Origin of the sequence: Bradyrhizobium sp. SZCCHNR1093, from assembly GCF_032381175.1 — a bacterium.
Lineage (GTDB): Bacteria > Pseudomonadota > Alphaproteobacteria > Rhizobiales > Xanthobacteraceae > Bradyrhizobium.
On sequence record NZ_JAUHJJ010000002.1, the window covers coordinates 645,760 to 662,513 of the forward strand.

Consider the following 16,754-nt stretch of genomic DNA (forward strand, 5'->3'; position numbering starts at 1 on the left):
GCGCCTTCGCCGCGTCTCGAAGGGTGAGGCCTCGACCTCGGCCTCATGGTTCGAGACGGTGCTTCGCACCTCCTCACCATGAGGAATTTGCTTCCCGCTTCTCCTCACCCTGAGGAGCGGCGCTTGCGCCGCGTCTCGAAGGGCGAGGCCCCGCTGTTGGCCTCATGGTTCGAGACGGCGCTACGCGCCTCCTCACCATGAGGAGCGACATCAAGCCCCGATCGCGATCTTCGGCTCGGCGTCGGCGTTGGCCGCGAGCTCCTTCAGGGCACGGCGATATTCCACCGGCATGACCTTGCGGAACTTCGGCGCGTAGTCCTTCCAGTTCGCCAGGATGTCGGCGGCGCGCTTGGAGCCCGTCGCCTTGGCATGGCGCGAGATCAGGACGTGCAGCCGCTCCACATCGGAGGCCAGCAGGTTCTTGAACACGTCGACCCGGCCATGCGCCTCGAGGTCGCCCATCTGGTGATAGGTGTCCTCGGCGATCATCTCCTCGGACAGCACCGGCTCCAGCTCGACCATCGCCATGTTGCAGTGCTTGTCGAAGTCGCCGGCCTCGTCGAGCACATAGGCGACACCGCCGGACATGCCGGCCGCGAAGTTGCGCCCGGTCTTGCCGAGCACGACGACGATGCCGCCGGTCATGTATTCGCAGCAATGATCACCCGCGCCCTCGACCACGGCGACCGCGCCGGAGTTGCGAACCGCGAAGCGCTCGCCGGCGATGCCGCGGAAGAAGCACTCGCCGGAGATCGCGCCGTACATCACGGTGTTGCCGACGATGATCGACTCCTCCGGCACGATGCCCGAGTTGCGCGGCGGCTTGACGATGATGCGGCCGCCCGACAGGCCCTTGCCGACGTAGTCGTTGCCTTCGCCTTCGAGCTCGAAGGTGACGCCTTGGGCGAGCCAGGCGCCGAAGGCCTGGCCTGCGGTGCCCTTCAGGCTGACATGGATGGTGTCCTGCGGCAGGCCGGCATGGCCGTAGATCTTCGCCACCGCGCCCGAGAGCATCGCGCCCGCCGAACGGTCGGTGTTGTTGATCTCGGCCTCGATCTTGACCGGCGCGCCACGGTCGAGCGCGGGTTTGGCCTGCTCGATCAGCTTGCGGTCGAGCACGGCCTCGAGGTGATGGTCCTGCGCCTCGGCGTGATGGATCTTCTGGCCCGGCGCCTCCTTCTGCTTGACGAACAGCTTGGAGAAGTCGAGGCCCTTGGCCTTCCAATGCGCCACCAGCCTGGACTGGTCGAGCATCTGGGTCTGGCCGACCATCTCGTTGAACGAGCGGTAGCCGAGCGCGGCCATGATCTCGCGGACTTCCTCGGCGACGAAGAAGAAGAAGTTGATGACGTGCTCGGGCTGGCCGGTGAAGCGCTTGCGCAGCACCGGGTCCTGGGTGGCGACGCCGACCGGGCAGGTGTTGAGGTGGCACTTGCGCATCATGATGCAGCCGGCCGCGATCAAGGGGGCGGTGGCGAAGCCGAATTCGTCGGCGCCGAGCAGAGCGCCGATGACGACGTCACGTCCGGTGCGGAAGCCGCCGTCGACCTGGACCACGATGCGGCTGCGCAGCCGCTCGCGCACCAAAGTCTGGTGCGTTTCGGCAAGGCCGATCTCCCACGGCGAGCCGGCATGCTTGATCGAGGTGAGGGGAGATGCACCGGTGCCGCCCTCGAAGCCCGCGATCGTCACATGGTCGGCGCGCGCCTTGGCGACGCCGGCGGCGACGGTGCCGACGCCGACTTCGGACACCAGCTTGACCGAGACCTGGCCGTCGGGGTTGACGTTCTTCAGGTCGTAGATCAGCTGCGCGAGATCCTCGATCGAGTAGATGTCGTGATGCGGCGGCGGCGAGATCAGGCCGACACCCGGCGTCGAGTGGCGCACCTTGGCGATGGTCGCGTCGACCTTGTGGCCGGGCAACTGGCCGCCTTCGCCCGGCTTGGCACCCTGCGCCATCTTGATCTGCATCATGTCGGAGTTGACGAGATATTCCGTCGTCACGCCGAACCGGCCCGAGGCGACCTGCTTGATCGCCGAGCGCATGGAATCGCCGTTGGGCAGCGGCTTGAAGCGGTCGGCTTCTTCGCCGCCTTCGCCGGTGTTCGACTTGCCGCCGATCCGGTTCATGGCGATCGCGAGCGTGGTGTGGGCCTCGCGCGAGATCGAGCCGAACGACATCGCGCCCGTGGCGAAGCGCTTGACGATCTCCTTGGCTGGCTCGACTTCGTCGAGCGGCACCGGCTTGCGCTTGTCGTCCTCGGCCGACTTGATGCGGAATAGGCCGCGCAGGGTCAGCAGCCGCTCAGACTGCTCGTTGAGCAGCCTGGCGAACGCCTGGTAGCGCTCCCTGGAATTGCCGCGCACCGCATGCTGCAGCGTCGCGACCGATTCCGCGGTCCAGGCGTGGTCCTCGCCGCGGGTGCGGAAGGCATATTCGCCGCCGACGTCGAGCGCGGTCTTGTAGACCAGCGCGTCGCCGAACGCGTCGCGATGACGGCGCGTGGTCTCCTCGGCGATCTCCGGCAGGCCGACGCCTTCGATGCGGGTGTGGGTGCCGTAGAAGAACTTCTGCACGAACTCGGCCTTCAGTCCGACCGCGTCGAAGATCTGCGCGCCGCAATAGGACTGGTAGGTCGAGATGCCCATCTTCGACATGACCTTGAGCAGGCCCTTGCCGATCGACTTGATGTAGCGCTTGACGACCTCGTAGTCGCTTAGCGCGCCCGGCAGCTTGTCCTTGAGCGCGATGATGGTCTCGAAGGCGAGATAAGGATTGATCGCCTCGGCGCCGTAGCCGGCTAGACAGGCGAAGTGATGCACCTCGCGCGGCTCGCCCGACTCCACCACGAGACCCACCGACGTGCGCAGGCCGGTGCGGATCAGGTGATGATGCACGGCGGCGCAGGCGAGCAGCGACGGGATCGGAATCCGGTCGGCCGAGACCATGCGGTCGGACAGGATGATGATGTTGACGCCCTCGCGCACCGCGGCTTCGGCGCGGCCGCAGAGATCGTCGAGCATCTGCTCGAAGCCGGCGGCGCCCAGGCTCGCATCGAAGGTGGTGTCGAGCGTGCGCGAGACGAAGTGGCTGTCGGACACCTCCGAGATCGAGCGGATCTTCTCGAGGTCCGCATCGGTCAGGATCGGCTGATGCACCTCGAGCCGCTTGGTCGAGGCGACGCCTTCGAGGTCGAACAGGTTGGGCCGCGGGCCGATGATCGACACCAGGCTCATCACCAGCTCCTCGCGGATCGGGTCGATCGGCGGATTGGTGACCTGGGCGAAGTTCTGCTTGAAGTAGGTGAACAGCAGCTTCGGCTTGTCCGACAGCGCCGAGATCGGCGTGTCGTTGCCCATCGAGCCCGTGGCCTCCTCGCCGGTCGCCGCCATCGGCGTCATCAGGATCGCGATGTCTTCCTGGCTGTAGCCGAATGCCTGCTGCCGGTCCAAGAGCGGCAGGTTGGTGCGCGCGCCCGTGGTCGGCGCATCCGGCAGCTTCTCGACCTGGATCTGCGTGCGCGTGAGCCATTCCTGGTAGGGATGGCTGGCGGCGAGCTGCGCCTTGATCTCATCGTCCGGGATCAGGCGGCCCTGCTCGAGGTCGACCAGCAGCATCTTGCCCGGCTGCAGCCGCCACTTGGTGACGATCTGGTCCTCAGGAATCTTGAGCACGCCCATTTCGGACGCCATCACGATGCGGTCGTCCTTGGTGACGAGATAGCGCGCCGGCCGCAGGCCGTTGCGGTCGAGCGTGGCGCCGATCTGGCGGCCGTCGGTGAAGGCGATCGCGGCGGGGCCGTCCCACGGCTCCATCAGCGCGGCGTGATATTCGTAGAATGAACGCCGCTCCTCGCTCATCAAGGGATTTCCGGCCCACGCCTCGGGGATCATCATCATGACCGCGTGCGGCAGCGAGTAGCCGCCCTGCACCAGGAATTCGAGCGCGTTGTCGAAGCAGGCGGTATCGGACTGGCCTTCATAGGAGATCGGCCAGAGCCGGCTGATGTCCTTGCCGAACAGCTCCGATGACACCGAGGCCTGCCGCGCCGCCATCCAGTTGACGTTGCCGCGCAGGGTGTTGATCTCGCCATTGTGCGCGATCATCCGATACGGATGCGCCAGCGACCAGGTCGGGAAGGTGTTGGTCGAGAAGCGCTGGTGCACCAGCGCCAGCGCGCTCTCGAAGTCCGGCTCGTGCAGGTCGGCGTAGTACTTGCCGAGCTGGTCGGCCAGGAACATGCCCTTGTAGATCACGGTCCGGCACGACATCGAGCACGGGTAATAGCCCGACATGCCGCGGTCGCGGCGCTGATAGATCGCCTGCGAAATCGACTTCCTGAGGATGTAGAGCTTGCGCTCGAACTCGTCCTCGGTCTTGGCGGCGCCGTTGCGGCCGATGAACACCTGCATGCTGCGCGGCTCGGTCGGCTTGACCGTCACGCCCAGCGAGGAGTTGTCGGTCGGCACGTCGCGCCAGCCGAGCAGCACCAGTCCTTCGTCCTCAATCTGGTCGGCGATGATGCTCTTGATGACGTTCCGCCACGCCTCGTCGCGCGGCATGAACAGCGCGCCGATGGCGTATTCGCCGGGGGCGGGCAAGGTGAAGCCGAGCTCCTTTGCCTTGCGCGAGAAGAAGGCATGCGGGATCTGCACCAGGATGCCGGCACCGTCGCCGAAGCGCGGGTCGGCGCCGACGGCGCCACGGTGCTCGAGGTTGCAGAGGATGCTCAGCGCGTCGGCGACGATCTGATGCGACTTCTGGCCCTTGATGTTGGCGATGAAGCCGACGCCGCAGGAATCCTTCTCCTGGCTCGGGTCATACAGACCTTCGGCTTCCGGGCGCCACGTATGCAGCTCGCGGGTGATCTCGGCCGGTTTTTCACGCGTATCCACAGCCAGCACCGCGCCGCCCAACTTTCCGTGCTCGACCTTCGATCCGCTCATATCCGTCCCCATAAATTATTGGTCAGGGCCTTCACCACAGTCCGGTACAGTCCGTCCGGCGCACCCCGGGCGCTGCGCGGCCCCTCTCCGGAGCCAACGCTCGTCCTTGTCAGCGAGCCGCATTTGCAGAGTTCAGGCCAACCGCCGGGGGACAATGTCCCCGCTGGACGACCGCGGCCTGTTCATGTCGCAGCGCCCTCAGGCGCCGTAACATCATTGCAAAGTCTCGGTCACCTTTGCAACGAAATTTTAGACAGCATTTCTGTCCTAAACCGCAAGATGCCAAACTTTAACCTATCACACAAGCATCGCGGAGTCCTGAGGTCCGGGCGCAGCAACGCGCCCATTCCCCGGCAAATCTTCCGTTTCAGCCGCTGACCGAACGACCCGACCGGGCCGGGCGATCACGCGCTGCGCTCGATTTTGAAACCTGACGCCCCGATCCCGCCCCCTCGCCGACCCAGGACCGCCGGAATCACGGCAGAACTTCCGCGGCACTTGAGAAGAAGCGAACAGCTTCACGTGCGGGGGCATGCAGGAGCTTTGAGCCATGAAGTTGCTAGTTGGAGTCGTCTCAGCCGCGTTGATCGCGCCGTTTGCCGCGCAGGCCGAGCCGTTGCCGCCATCGGGCGTCCGTGCGCCCTACACGGCGGTCTCCGATTTCGATGCGCCCTATCCGGATCTGCCGCCGCCGGCCGTCGTGCCCGCACCGCCGCGTTACGGCTACCGGCCGGGCCCTGACTACGGCTACCGCGACGAGCGCTATGTGCCGCCGGCGCCGGTCTACCGTCAGGACGGCTACCAGCAGGATTATGGCTATGCGCCGGCGTTCCTGCCGGTGCATGAGGTCTATGCGATTTTGCGCGACAACGGCTTCTCGCCGCTCGGCGTGCCGCGTCAGCGCGGCAATGTCTATGTCGTGGCGGTGCTCGATCGCGAGGGCGAGGACGGCAAGCTCGTGGTCGATGCCCGCTCCGGCCGCATCATCCGCTTCGTGCCGGCGTTCCAATGGGGCGAGGAGTACGAGCGGATGCGCTACGAGCCGGCCCCGCGCGGCGCCCTCGACCGTCTGCCGCCGCCGAGCGTGATCCGGGCCGATCCGCGCCTGGTGCCGCCGATGCCGGCTGCGCCGCGCGTTGCCACCGCGGTGTCGGTTCAGCCGAAGGTGCCGACGCCAGCAGCCCGACCGGCAGCGCCGTCGCCGCAGACCGCGGCGCTCAACCCGAAGCCGACGGAGGCTCCCAAAGCCCTTCCGCCCAGGCCTGCGGACATCAAGCCGGCCGAAGCCAAACCCGCCGACGTCAAGCCTGCGCCGGCCGAAGCCAAGGCCGACGAGCCGAAGACGGGCGAGGCCAAGCCGTCCGAGGCCAAGTCATCCGAGGCGAAGCCGTCTGATGCCAAGCCGGTGCAGTCGGCAGCCGCGCCGCCTCAGACCACCGGCTCCGTAGCGCCAGCGGCCGCGGCCAAGCCGACACCGCAGATCCAGCCGACGGCAAAGATGCCTCCGGTGCAGGGGCTGGATTAGAGACGATTGAGCGGTCTGCCCGGCCGCCAGCCACCACCACAACTGTCATCGCCCGGCGTGACCGGGCGATCCAGTCACCACCAGCATCTCGGTTGCTCGTGACTGCCGCGGCGTGCTGAATGCCCGCCTTCGCGGGCATGACAGCGTTGCTTGTTGCCGCTGGGACGAGTCCCGCACCATCAATCGGACTACTCGTGCTGACCGGCGGCCTTCAGGATCAGATCAGCGATCTCCTTCGGATGTGAGACCAGCGACAGGTGCCCGGCGTCGAGCTCGATCGTGGTCGCCTTCATGCGGCTGGCCAGGAAGCGCTCGAAATCCGGATCGATGGTCTTGTCCTGCTTTGACACCGCATAGAAGGACGGCTTGTCGTGCCATGCCGCCTGGGTGGTGCGGTTGCCGAAGATCGTCGCCGCGGTCGGCCATTGCACCGCATAGAGCTCCTTGGCCGTCGTCGCATCGACGCCATTGGCGAAATACTTCAGGAAGGCGTCCTCGTCGAGCTTGGTGTCGCCGTCATGGTCGACGATGCCGGCGCGGGCCGGCGGTGTCGGATATTGACCGGCGAGCTTGACGAAATCCTCGCCCGCGTCGGGCGCACGCGCCGCGACATAGACCAGCGCGCTGACCTTCGGGTCGGTGCCGACCTCGCTCACGACCGTGCCGCCCCAGGAATGGCCGACCAGCACGGCCGGTCCGTCCTGCTCGGCCAGCGCGCGGCGGGTGGCAGCCGCGGAGTCCGCCAGCGACGTCAGCGGATTCTGCACGGCGGTGACCTTGAGGCCAGCGGCCTGCAGATAGGGGATGACCTTGGCCCAGCTCGAGCCGTCGGCCCAGGCGCCGTGCACCAGCACGACGTTGTGGACCTTCGGCGGCGGCGCCGGCTGCGCCAGAGCGGGGCCGGCAAAAGCCGACAGGGCGGCGATGAGGGTGAGGGTACGAACGACGTTCATGTTGACGGCTCCAGTGGCTCGGGTTGGCGAGGTGATCACTGGGGTCTTCGCGGGCAGGGCGCAGACCGTTACCGTCAGTCACGGTCGTTTGATTGCACTGCAGCACCACACAAAAAAACGCCCCGGCTGCCCGGGGCGTTCGCATTCCTGAGTATGTGTGCCGGTCACGCGGCGGCCTTCTCGGCCGAACCCTCGATCGTCGGCTGCTCAGCTTGCGCGTTCGTCGAGATCGGGATCGACCGCGGCTTCTTGGCCTCGGGGATCTCGCGCACGAGGTCGACGTGGAGCAGGCCGTTCTCGAGGCTGGCGTTCTTCACCACCACGTGGTCGGCGAGCTGGAACGAGCGCTCGAAGGCGCGGGCGGCGATGCCGCGATACAGCAACTCGCTCTTCTTGCCGTTCTCGTTGGCGGCCTTCTCGCCCTTGATCGTCAGCGTGTTTTCCTTTGCGACGAGGGAGAGCTCATCCTTGCCAAAGCCGGAGACGGCGACGGTGATGCGGTAGGCGTTCTCACCGGTGCGCTCGATATTGTAGGGCGGATAGCCGGGGGTGGGATCAGCGGTGGCCTGGTCGAGCAGCGAGAACAGACGGTCGAAACCGACGGTGGAACGATAGAAGGGGGTGAGGTCGTAGGTACGCATGGTCAAAGTCCTCCATTGAGCGACTGTTGGCTAACCCGCCCGCCATCGGGCCGGGCTGTCGTGCAGCCTGACGCGGCCTGCACGGTCCCGATATGGGTCGGACGTTTCGACGTTCAAGGGCGTCCGAGACCTGCTCTTTTTGCCGTTCCACCCCTTGATTCCCACTGCCTTTCACCTATTCGATGGGCGCCTCATGACGCTCGTCTCGATTCCCGCCAATCCCGTCCCCGAAAACGCCACCGCCGGCACCATCAAGACTCCCGATGGCGCCGAGCTGCGCTTTGCGCGCTGGGCCCCGCCGGCCGGGCGCAAGGGCACGGTGTGCGTGTTCACCGGCCGCAGCGAGATGATCGAGAAGTATTTCGAGACGGTGCGCGACCTGCGCGACCGCGGCTTCGCGGTCGCGATCATCGACTGGCGCGGCCAGGGCCATTCGTCGCGGCGCCTGCGCGATTCCCGCAAGGGCTATGTGCGCTCGTTCTCCGACTACGAACTCGACGTCGAGACCTTCGTCACCCAGGTCGTGCTGCCGGATTGTCCGCCGCCTTATTTCGCGCTGGCGCATTCGATGGGCGGCACCGTGCTGCTGCGGCTCGCGCATGCCGGCAAGCGCTGGTTCGATCGCGTCGTACTGTCGGCGCCGATGATCGACCTGCCGGACAGCCGCACCGCGCTGCCGGCTCGGCTGCTGCTGCGGGCCATGCGCATCGCCGGGCAGGGCGGCCGCTACGTGCCGGGCGGCAACGACGAGATCAGCGGGCTGGCGCCGTTCGTCAACAATCCGCTGACCTCTGATCCCGTCCGCTATGCCCGCAACGCCGCCATCCTCGAGGAGGATCCGACGCTCGGCATCGCCTCGCCGACGGTGGCCTGGGCCGATTCCGCCTTCTCGGCGATGATGACCTTCCGCGGCATGACCTATCCCTCCCAGATCCGGCAGCCGATCCTGATGCTGGCGGCGTCCAGCGACACCGTGGTGTCGACCGCCGCGATCGAGGAGTTCGCCTATCATCTGCGCGCCGGCTCGCATCTCGTCATCGCCGGGGCCAAGCACGAGATCCTGCAGGAGCAGGACCGCTACCGCTCGCAGTTCTGGGCTGCGTTCGACGCCTTCGTGCCGGGCACGCCGCTGTTCGGGTGAGCGTGCTGCTGGACACTCCTGGGGCCGGCGAGCTAGCTAGACTCGACCTCTTCCTCGGAGCTTGGCTGCAGACGTGAGTGAACGGCGGAAAAATCAGCAGGCGCAGGCGCTGCAGGAAGCGATCCACGCGCTGCGCGCGCGGCAGTTCGCGCGCGCCGAGCAGATCGCCGCCTCGATCCTGCGCACAGCCAGGACTGATCGCGCCGCGCTGCTCGTCCAGGCCCATGCGCTGCTCGGCCAGCAGCGCGCGAGCGAGGCGATTGCGCCGCTGGAGAAGGCGGCGCTCCGCGGCAGCGATCCGGAGCTCGAGACGCTGCTCGGCGCCGCCTTGTGCGAATCCAGACGTGCCGCCGATGGCATCGCGCAACTGCGCAAGACCGCGGCGCGGCGGCCGCCTTTTCTGCCAGCGTTCCAGGAGCTGGCGGGGCGGCTTGCAAAGTCGGGACAGCTCGGTGAAGCCATCGCCGTGATCGAGGAGGCGCTGACGCTGTCACCCGACAGCGTCGACCTCCAGCTCGATCTCGGACGCCTCCGTCTCCAGGCCAATGACCGCGTCCGTGCCCGCACGCACCTGCTGGCAGCGCGCGAGGCGGCGCCGGGACGGCCCGACATCCTGATCGAGCTCGCCTGGGTGCAGTTCCTCGACGGCGACTATGCCGAGGCCGCCGGTACCTACCGCCATGCGCTAGGCCTGCGGCCCGACGACACCCAGACCCGCGCCAATCTCGCGATGTGCCTCGCCGAGATGGGGGATCGCGATGGCGCTCAGGCGGCGCTGCGCACGGTGGTGCGCGGCCGGCCGCATCTGCTGACACGCGCGGCCTACACGCTCGCGGTCACCTCGCACGGCCGCTTCTTCTTCCGTCCGAGCGATGCCGCCAGATTCCTGCAGATCGACGGCGCTGCGACAGCTAAGCCCTGAACCGCTTGCGATAGACGCCGGTCTCGCGCTTCAGCGCATCGCGCACCACGTGGATCTCGGTGATTTCCTCTTCGGTGAAGGCCGAGGTCTGCATCGCCCACGTCTGCCGCTTCACCGGAATGCATTGCGCGACCGGCGTACCCCTCGGGATCACGCCGCGAAACGCCGTGTCATGCCAGTGCGCCGGGAAGTGCACGAACGAGTCGTGAAAGCGGTCGCTGTCGACCAGCCCGGTCACGGTGGTGAAGGGCAGGTCGAAGCGGTTGACGGGATGTGTGAACAGCAATGCCCAGCCCTCCGGCGCCTCGATCGTCCAGAGATTGTGAAACTTGAGCAGGAAGCGGTCGGTCTCGAACAGCGGCGAGCCCGTGACCTGCGCGACGTCGTGGAAGCTGATCGGCGAGCGCGGAAAATCGATCGCGCCGCCCGGCGGCAGCTCGTTGTCCCAACTGATCCCGCCATCCTCGACCTTGAGGTCGCAGATCAGCGGAATGAGGAAGCCCGTCGTCATCGCGTCGATGAAGGGCGGGCAGCGCTTGACGGTCTGCTCCTCGGCCTGGTTGAGCGCGCTGAACGCGGTGGCCGGCATCGTCTTCACCCAGTCGGGAACGCCCATCGGCGCCGGCACCGGCTGCGGAATGAGGCGTTCGAGCTCTTTCGGACAGCGGAATTTCAGCGTGAGCGGTTCAGTCTCGGACATCGGCGCCGCGGCTCTCCTGTGGACGACGGCAGAGGTCTACGCCTTCGCCGCCGAAAGTCCAACCGGCCGCCGCCGCTACTTGGTCGACAGCACCTCGCCGAACCGCTCCCACTGCTTGCCGGTGAAGCGCATGAACTGCACCTGCTCGACCGGCAGATGGTCGCTGTCGCCGGTGCTGACCTTGATGCCCGGCAGCAGCATCGGCAGCTCGAGATCCTTGATCGACAGCGCCTGCCGCAAAATGTTCTCGCGCGACAGATCGTTGCCGGCCGCCTTCAGCACGTGCTCCAGCACCATGCCGTTGTTGTAGCCGTTGACGTAGTTGGAATCGCGTATGTCGCCCTCGGGCACGTATTTCGCCATGTAGTCGCGCCAGCCCTTGACGCCGGGATCGTCGGCCCAGGCCGGATCCAGCGGATCCTTCACATAGGCGGTCGAGATGATGCCTTTGCCGGCCTCGAGGCCCGCCGGCTCCATCACCGAGGACATCCACACCGACACGTTGGTCAGGAAGGTCATCGGCCGCCAGTTGATCTCGAAGGTCTTGCGGATCGCCTGCGCGGCGAATTTCGGCGTCGCGGCAATGATCAGCGCGTCGGCGCCGCTGGATTTCAATTTCACGATCTGCGAGTCGATGGTCGGCTCGGTCGCCTCGTAGCTCGCGACGGTCACGGCCGTGTCGAAGCGCTCGCCGAGCACGTCCTTCAGCCCGGCGAGATAGTCGCGGCCGAAATCGTCGTTCTGCGCCAGGATCGCAAACGTCGCACCCGGCTTCTGCTGCAGCGCGTAGCGCGCATACATCCGCGCCTCGTTGCGGAACGGCGCCATCACGCCCATCACGGCCTGCGGAAATTGCGCGGGGTCGCCGAACTTCGAGGCGCCCGAGGCGACGAACAGCTGCGGCACCTTCTTGCCCTGTAGGTACCTGGCGATCGCGGTGTTGTGCGCGGTGCCCATGGTCGAGAAGATGAACGACACCTCGTCGCTCTCGACCAGCCGTCGCGTCTGCTCCACGGTCTTGGGCGGCACGTAGCTGTCGTCCAGCGAGATCAGGTTGACCTTCCGGCCGTTGATGCCGCCGCGGTCGTTGACCATCTTGAAATAGGCCACCTCGCCTTTGCCGAGGATGCCGAAGGCGGACACCGGCCCGCTATAGGGCATGGTCTGTCCAATGCGGATCTCGCTGGCGGTGATGCCCGGCTGATCCTCCGCCCGAGCGGGGACGGCGAGGACGGACGCGACGACGAACAATCCTGCCGCTGCGATGGCGCTTCGCATGGATACCTCCCTGATGGGCCGCGCTGCCGGCGGCATTTTGGCGTTGAGCATAGGGGGATGGCGGAGGCTGTGCAATTAAAATATATTTTTTGATGAAAGTATACTTTTAGGCTCTGCTAGTGTGAATCCATTGTCCAGCGAGAGTGAGTCGATGTCCGGCAGCGCCACCCAGACCGTCTACGAGCAGTTGCGTGCCAGCCTGCTCGCCGGCCTCTATCGTCCGGAGGAGAAGCTGAAGATCAGCGAGCTCGGATCAGCCTTCTCGGTCAGCACCGGGGCGATCCGCGAGGCGTTGGCGCGGCTCACGGCGGAAGGGCTGGTGACGGCGACGCCGCAGCGCGGCTTCCGCGTCGCGCCGGTCTCGGTGGCCGATCTGCGCGATCTGACCGACATGCGCGTCGAGATCGAGACCAAGTGCCTGCGCCGCGCCATCGCCAACGGTGATCTCGCCTGGGAGACCACGGTCGTTGCCGCGCATCACCGTCTGGCCGCGACGCCGATCGCGGCCCATGACGGCAGCTTCTCGCTGGCCTGGATGCTGGCGCATGCCGATTTCCATGCCGCGTTGGCCCAGGCCTGCGGCAGCGCCTGGATGATGCGGGTGCGTGATCTCCTGTTTGCGCATAACGAGCGCTATCTCGATCTCGCCCGCAAGACCGATCGTGGTAACCGCGATGCCGCGCGCGAGCATCGCGAACTGATGGAGGCGGTGCTGGCGCGCGACACCGAGCGCGCGGTGACGCTCATGACGGCGCATCTCGACAAGACCCGGGACACGATCGAGGCGGCGCTGCTCGCAGCGACGGCGATGAATGAGGCGAGATAGGATCGAGTCAGGGCGCCGACCGCGAACGTCTTCGACGCGATATGTCCCGAGCCGGACGTCATCAACCGGATGACAGGATATGGCCTGGCGGCTACGGCCACGTCATTCGAGGTGTCGATATACTTTCGCTGGGAAACACCGAATCTCGTTCTCTCGCCGCGCGTACACGAGATCGCTCTGGCGACACAACCATCGTGCCCCACGCGTGTAGCGGTCCACCCTTGTCGTCGACATTGTGATCCGTTCAGCGCGAGCGGTTACGAAGATTCAACTTTTTCGAGCGCCGGCGCTCTCCTCACCTCGATGCAAATCCAAATCGGCCATCAGTGTTAAGCGGGCTTCATGCCGGGCTTGCTGTGCATTCAAGGATGCATTCACCACGCGCCGATCTCTCCAAGTTTGGAAACGCCCCGGTAACGCACCGTCCCTCTAGTGACGTCCACTAACGACATTCAGGAGGAGGCATTGATGATTATGATGATTGCGCGGAAGCTGGTTGGTCCCCATGCGCTCAATTCCGGATTCGGTCTGGTGACCATGTTCTCGTTGATGGGCGTGGTCGCTTCTCTCGTGCTGGTCCAGCACGGAGTGAATGTCAGCCCGCCCGCGATGTTCTGATCGGGCAGAAGAACGTAGCTCGCTCCATCCACCTCTGCCCGCGTAAGGCACGCTATGGCGCCAGCCTGCGCCCCGTCGCCGCCCGGGAGTATGTATGGGTGCCGGGTCGGCGCACGGACGTCGCTGTCGCGCTCAATGAGTTGTAGGGACCGGAGCTCATGGACCTCCGTCCCAACCCCTGCCCGCAACCGGGAGGGAGGGACCGCTCTCGCCGCAAGAGATCAGTCCCACGAGGCCCGTGGCTTCGTCGTGACGAAGGTGCGCAGCCTCACATCCTCACAGCGTCTTCAGATATTCGATGAGGTCCCAGCGCTCGTCCTCCGAGAACGCACCGCCAATGATGCCGTTCGGATAGTCCTTGTTGGGCTTCGTCGGACCTTCGAAGGAATGGCCGAGCGTGCTGTTGCCCTTGATCGGCTTGCCGCTGGAATCCTTGGCCATGAACAGCGTCTGTCCGACCTTGCACGCGCTCTCGCCGCCCTTCGGCACGGCGAAGCCGACCGGCTTCGGGTCATAGTCGCGCGCGCCCTGGCAGAACGAGGTCGGCCGCTCGGCGGCCGGCGTCAGCAGCCAGTACAGCGACGGTACTGAGCCGTTGTGCAGATAGGGCGCAGTCGACCAGACGCCGTTGAGCGGGCGGGCGCGATAGGACTTGCCGGCCGGGTTGGGACAGTTCTTGCGGTCGCCCCACAGCGCGGCGCGCTCGGCCTCACCGAGATTGCGGTCCTCCATCCATTTGTCGCTCGCCTTCTGCACGACGGCCATCAGCGCCAGCGCATAGGGCATCTCCGTGGTCGAGCCCTGCGGCAGGTTGCAGCCCTTCAGATCCTTGGCCGGATCGACCTCGAGGAATCCTGCCACCTTGACCTTGCGGTTGGCGAGAATGCTCGCCTGTCCGGAGTCGGTCTGCATCGCGTCGACCGGCTTCTGCACGAGGTCGAGGATCGGACCCTTGGCATTCCAGCCCTTGCTCTCCCAATCCTCGGCGGGCTTGATCTTCCAGAAGCTCTTGTCCGGATAGGTCTTGTCGAACACGGGGTCGGCGACCGGCCCGAGATGGCACTCGACGCAAACAGCGGCATAGAGCTTCCGGCCGCGTTCGACGCGTGCCGGATCGATCTTCCAGGCGTCGTCGCCTGCGAACAGCTTCTCCGGCCATTTCGGCGAGGTCAGCCCGCCGAACGCGGGCGTCGTCGTCGCGAACGGATCGGGACCGCGCAGCATGTTCTCGATGTAGAGCAGGTTATCGATCGCCATCGACGACCGCCACAGCCTGTCGCTCGCGGTCTCCGGCGAGAAGTTGATCTGTGCGGAGACGCCGAGCGCCTCGCCGGCATTGCGGATCAGGGGCTGTGCGATCGATCCGTCATATTGCGCCCAGGAGAACCACGGCACGGTCCAGATCGGCGGATAGGACACCGGCGCGTCGATGGCCTCCTGGTTGCCGAGCATGTTCGGCAGCCCGCTCGATGCCATGTCGAGATAGAACACCTGGTTGCCGATGCGGTTGAGGGCATCGAGCCGGCCGAAGCCTTCCTCCGTTTCGGTCTGGCCCTTGGCCTCGATCGTGGTCTTGTAGTTCTTGGCCTGCATGTTGAGCGCGAAATCGGTCGCGGCCTTCAAGCCCTTCTTCAGGGTCTCGCGATCGGCGTCGGAGGCGTTCGGCCCGAGCACGCGATCGACAAAGCGGGAGAAGCGGCCGGGCACGTATTGCGTGAAGATCATCGCAAAGCCCATGGCTTCTTCCAGCTTGCGTAGGTCGGCCATCCCGGGGCCGCCGTCGAAGCGCACGCTGACGCCCTTGTAGTGGATGCTGCCGGCGTGGCACGCCGCGCAGGTCAGGCCGATCTTGTCGGACTGCGCGGCGCCGGTGGCGGGATCGGTCGCGCCGGTGAGCCGGGCAAAGCCGACTGGCAGGCCGCCTTCGTTGCCGGCCGGGGTCGGCTTCAGGCCGGACGGCAGCGGCGCTGCCGGCTCGGTCTTGGCAGCCGTGGCGGCGTAGCCGAACGGCCGGAGCGCGCTGGGGTCGCCGTCGACGCTCTTCGGGCTCGGGATGAAGCCGAACCGTTCGAGATAGGCGCTGTCGGAGATCAGGCCGGGCGAGCCGAACGGCGTCAGATAAGGCTGCTCCATCGCCATGAACCAGGCGTAGGGAATCGGAAAGGTCGCGGTGCCCTGCGTCACGTGGTGAAACCAGTGCCGGTCCTGCGTGGTCCAGCCCTGATCGAGCCAATAGGCCGCCCTGGTCGGCTCGGTCTCGGGCAAAGCGGGCGGAATCAACGCCGCGGCCTTCTTCGGCAGAACCTTGCCGAGCCTGTCGCTGACGGCGTCGGGCGCGGCCACCCAGGCGAGCAACACGGCGGCGCCGGCCAGCACTGCCGTGCCGACGAGTGCCTTGCCGATGCGCCAGACGATGTTCGCGGGCTTGGGCTTGGCTGTCAGCCGTGCGGCGATACGCTGCGGCAGGCGGCGGTCGACGAACAGCGTGCGGACCTCGGCAACGGACAGATAGCGGCCGTCGCCCTCGCCCTTGCCGAGGATGTTCAGCAGCACTGGCCATTCGCCCTGCATCAGAATGGGGAAGTACCAGCGCGCCCGATCGCCGTCGCGCGTCAGATTGGCCTTCATGAAGGTCTGGATCTGCGCCTCGTTGAGGCCGCGCTCGGTGCCCCCATTGGGATCGGGATAGTCGCTGCCGAAGCTCGCGAACCGGTCGATCTCCTCGGGATGGACCTTGGCCTCGGCGTCGAGGATACGCGATCCGCCGCCATGCTTGTCGAGCGGACCGTTGCGCAACTGGTCGAGATCGGCGCCGGACCACAGGCTCTTCAGGAGCCGCAGCGGCGACAGGCCGTTCGCGATCAGGGCGACGCCGAAGGTCTCGATGCCGACAAGCCGTTTCTTGAAGCCGGTCTCGCCGCTCGCCGCCTCGACCCGGTCGCCGATGGTTTTCAAGGGGACGCTGTGGCCGTCGACGAAGCCGCCGGCGACGAGCGCGCGCAGGAAGGGACACGGGTTATCGGACGAGACCGGAAGCTGTCCGGGCAGGGCGTCACGGACGCGGGCGCTGTCTTCTTGCATCGAAGAACATCCTTGGAAAGCACCTGAGTGATGAAAACGAAATCACGCCAACAAACGAGGGCGGCGCCGAATTGCGCCGAGGAACGGGCGGAGCCCCGCCATCTGAACGTTACAATGCAATC

The 16,754-nt window shown here is 66.2% G+C and carries 11 protein-coding genes; 5 read left to right on the top strand and 6 right to left on the bottom strand.

Going from position 1 to position 16,754, the window contains the following annotated elements; all coding sequences use genetic code 11:
- Positions 1-210: 210 nt before the first annotated feature.
- The gene (gltB, locus tag QX070_RS08645; RefSeq protein WP_315736469.1) at positions 211-4,947 is read right to left on the bottom strand and encodes a glutamate synthase large subunit; all 4,737 of its coding nucleotides are present in this window, start codon (positions 4,945-4,947) and stop codon (positions 211-213) included.
- A 550-nt stretch (positions 4,948-5,497) separates the two neighbouring features.
- Here gltB and QX070_RS08650 point away from each other — a divergent pair.
- Positions 5,498-6,472 carry a hypothetical protein gene (locus tag QX070_RS08650; RefSeq protein ID WP_315736470.1) on the top strand — a complete coding sequence of 325 codons (975 nt, stop codon included), beginning with the start codon at positions 5,498-5,500 and terminating at the stop codon, positions 6,470-6,472.
- 188 nt (positions 6,473-6,660) lie between these two features.
- On the opposite strand, the gene QX070_RS08655 is transcribed toward QX070_RS08650, so the two are convergent.
- Both QX070_RS08655 and QX070_RS08660 read right to left on the bottom strand, forming a co-directional pair.
- Positions 6,661-7,425 (bottom strand): alpha/beta hydrolase, encoded by a 765-nt coding sequence (locus QX070_RS08655; protein ID WP_315736471.1) that lies wholly within the window; start codon positions 7,423-7,425, stop codon positions 6,661-6,663.
- 164 nt (positions 7,426-7,589) lie between these two features.
- A complete protein-coding gene (locus QX070_RS08660) occupies positions 7,590-8,066 on the bottom strand; it encodes an Hsp20 family protein (protein ID WP_315736472.1) in 477 nt (158 codons plus the stop codon).
- A 193-nt stretch (positions 8,067-8,259) separates the two neighbouring features.
- Between QX070_RS08660 and QX070_RS08665 the strand changes: the two genes are divergently transcribed.
- Positions 8,260-9,207 (top strand): alpha/beta hydrolase, encoded by a 948-nt coding sequence (locus tag QX070_RS08665; protein WP_315736473.1) that lies wholly within the window; start codon positions 8,260-8,262, stop codon positions 9,205-9,207.
- A gap of 73 nt (positions 9,208-9,280) precedes the next feature.
- Entirely contained in the window at positions 9,281-10,129 is an 849-nt protein-coding gene (locus tag QX070_RS08670) for a tetratricopeptide repeat protein (protein WP_315736474.1), read from the top strand.
- Here QX070_RS08670 and QX070_RS08675 read toward each other — a convergent pair.
- Together QX070_RS08675 and QX070_RS08680 are read right to left on the bottom strand one after the other, a co-directional pair.
- Entirely contained in the window at positions 10,119-10,829 is a 711-nt protein-coding gene (locus QX070_RS08675) for a hypothetical protein (RefSeq protein WP_315736475.1), read from the bottom strand. The two genes, QX070_RS08670 and QX070_RS08675, sit on opposite strands and share 11 nt — an antisense overlap.
- Positions 10,830-10,904: 75 nt before the next feature.
- Positions 10,905-12,107: an ABC transporter substrate-binding protein gene (locus tag QX070_RS08680; protein WP_315736476.1), complete on the bottom strand. Its 1,203-nt coding sequence runs from the start codon at positions 12,105-12,107 to the stop codon at positions 10,905-10,907.
- 151 nt (positions 12,108-12,258) lie between these two features.
- Here QX070_RS08680 and QX070_RS08685 point away from each other — a divergent pair, with 151 nt between their 5' ends.
- On the top strand, positions 12,259-12,933 hold the full coding sequence (locus QX070_RS08685) for a GntR family transcriptional regulator (RefSeq protein ID WP_315736477.1): 675 nt from the start codon (positions 12,259-12,261) through the stop codon (positions 12,931-12,933).
- Positions 12,934-13,401: 468 nt separating this feature from the next.
- Complete coding sequence (locus QX070_RS08690) at positions 13,402-13,551, top strand: hypothetical protein (protein ID WP_315736478.1); 150 nt, start codon at positions 13,402-13,404, stop codon at positions 13,549-13,551.
- 276 nt (positions 13,552-13,827) lie between these two features.
- Here the strand turns inward: QX070_RS08690 and QX070_RS08695 are convergent, their stop codons facing one another.
- Positions 13,828-16,632 carry a di-heme-cytochrome C peroxidase gene (locus tag QX070_RS08695; RefSeq protein ID WP_315736479.1) on the bottom strand — a complete coding sequence of 935 codons (2,805 nt, stop codon included), beginning with the start codon at positions 16,630-16,632 and terminating at the stop codon, positions 13,828-13,830.
- Positions 16,633-16,754: the final 122 nt, after the last annotated feature.

Bases quoted from the DNA above. Each gene is read 5' to 3' on its own strand.
- QX070_RS08655 (WP_315736471.1), bottom strand. From the start codon at position 7,425: ATGAACGTCGTTCGTACCCTCACCCTCATCGCCGCCCTGTCGGCTTTT.
- QX070_RS08650 (WP_315736470.1), top strand. From the start codon at position 5,498: ATGAAGTTGCTAGTTGGAGTCGTCTCAGCCGCGTTGATCGCGCCGTTT.
- QX070_RS08665 (WP_315736473.1), top strand. From the start codon at position 8,260: ATGACGCTCGTCTCGATTCCCGCCAATCCCGTCCCCGAAAACGCCACC.
- QX070_RS08690 (WP_315736478.1), top strand. From the start codon at position 13,402: ATGATTATGATGATTGCGCGGAAGCTGGTTGGTCCCCATGCGCTCAAT.
- QX070_RS08675 (WP_315736475.1), bottom strand. From the start codon at position 10,829: ATGTCCGAGACTGAACCGCTCACGCTGAAATTCCGCTGTCCGAAAGAG.
- QX070_RS08695 (WP_315736479.1), bottom strand. From the start codon at position 16,632: ATGCAAGAAGACAGCGCCCGCGTCCGTGACGCCCTGCCCGGACAGCTT.
- QX070_RS08680 (WP_315736476.1), bottom strand. From the start codon at position 12,107: ATGCGAAGCGCCATCGCAGCGGCAGGATTGTTCGTCGTCGCGTCCGTC.
- QX070_RS08685 (WP_315736477.1), top strand. From the start codon at position 12,259: ATGTCCGGCAGCGCCACCCAGACCGTCTACGAGCAGTTGCGTGCCAGC.
- QX070_RS08660 (WP_315736472.1), bottom strand. From the start codon at position 8,066: ATGCGTACCTACGACCTCACCCCCTTCTATCGTTCCACCGTCGGTTTC.
- gltB (WP_315736469.1), bottom strand. From the start codon at position 4,947: ATGAGCGGATCGAAGGTCGAGCACGGAAAGTTGGGCGGCGCGGTGCTG.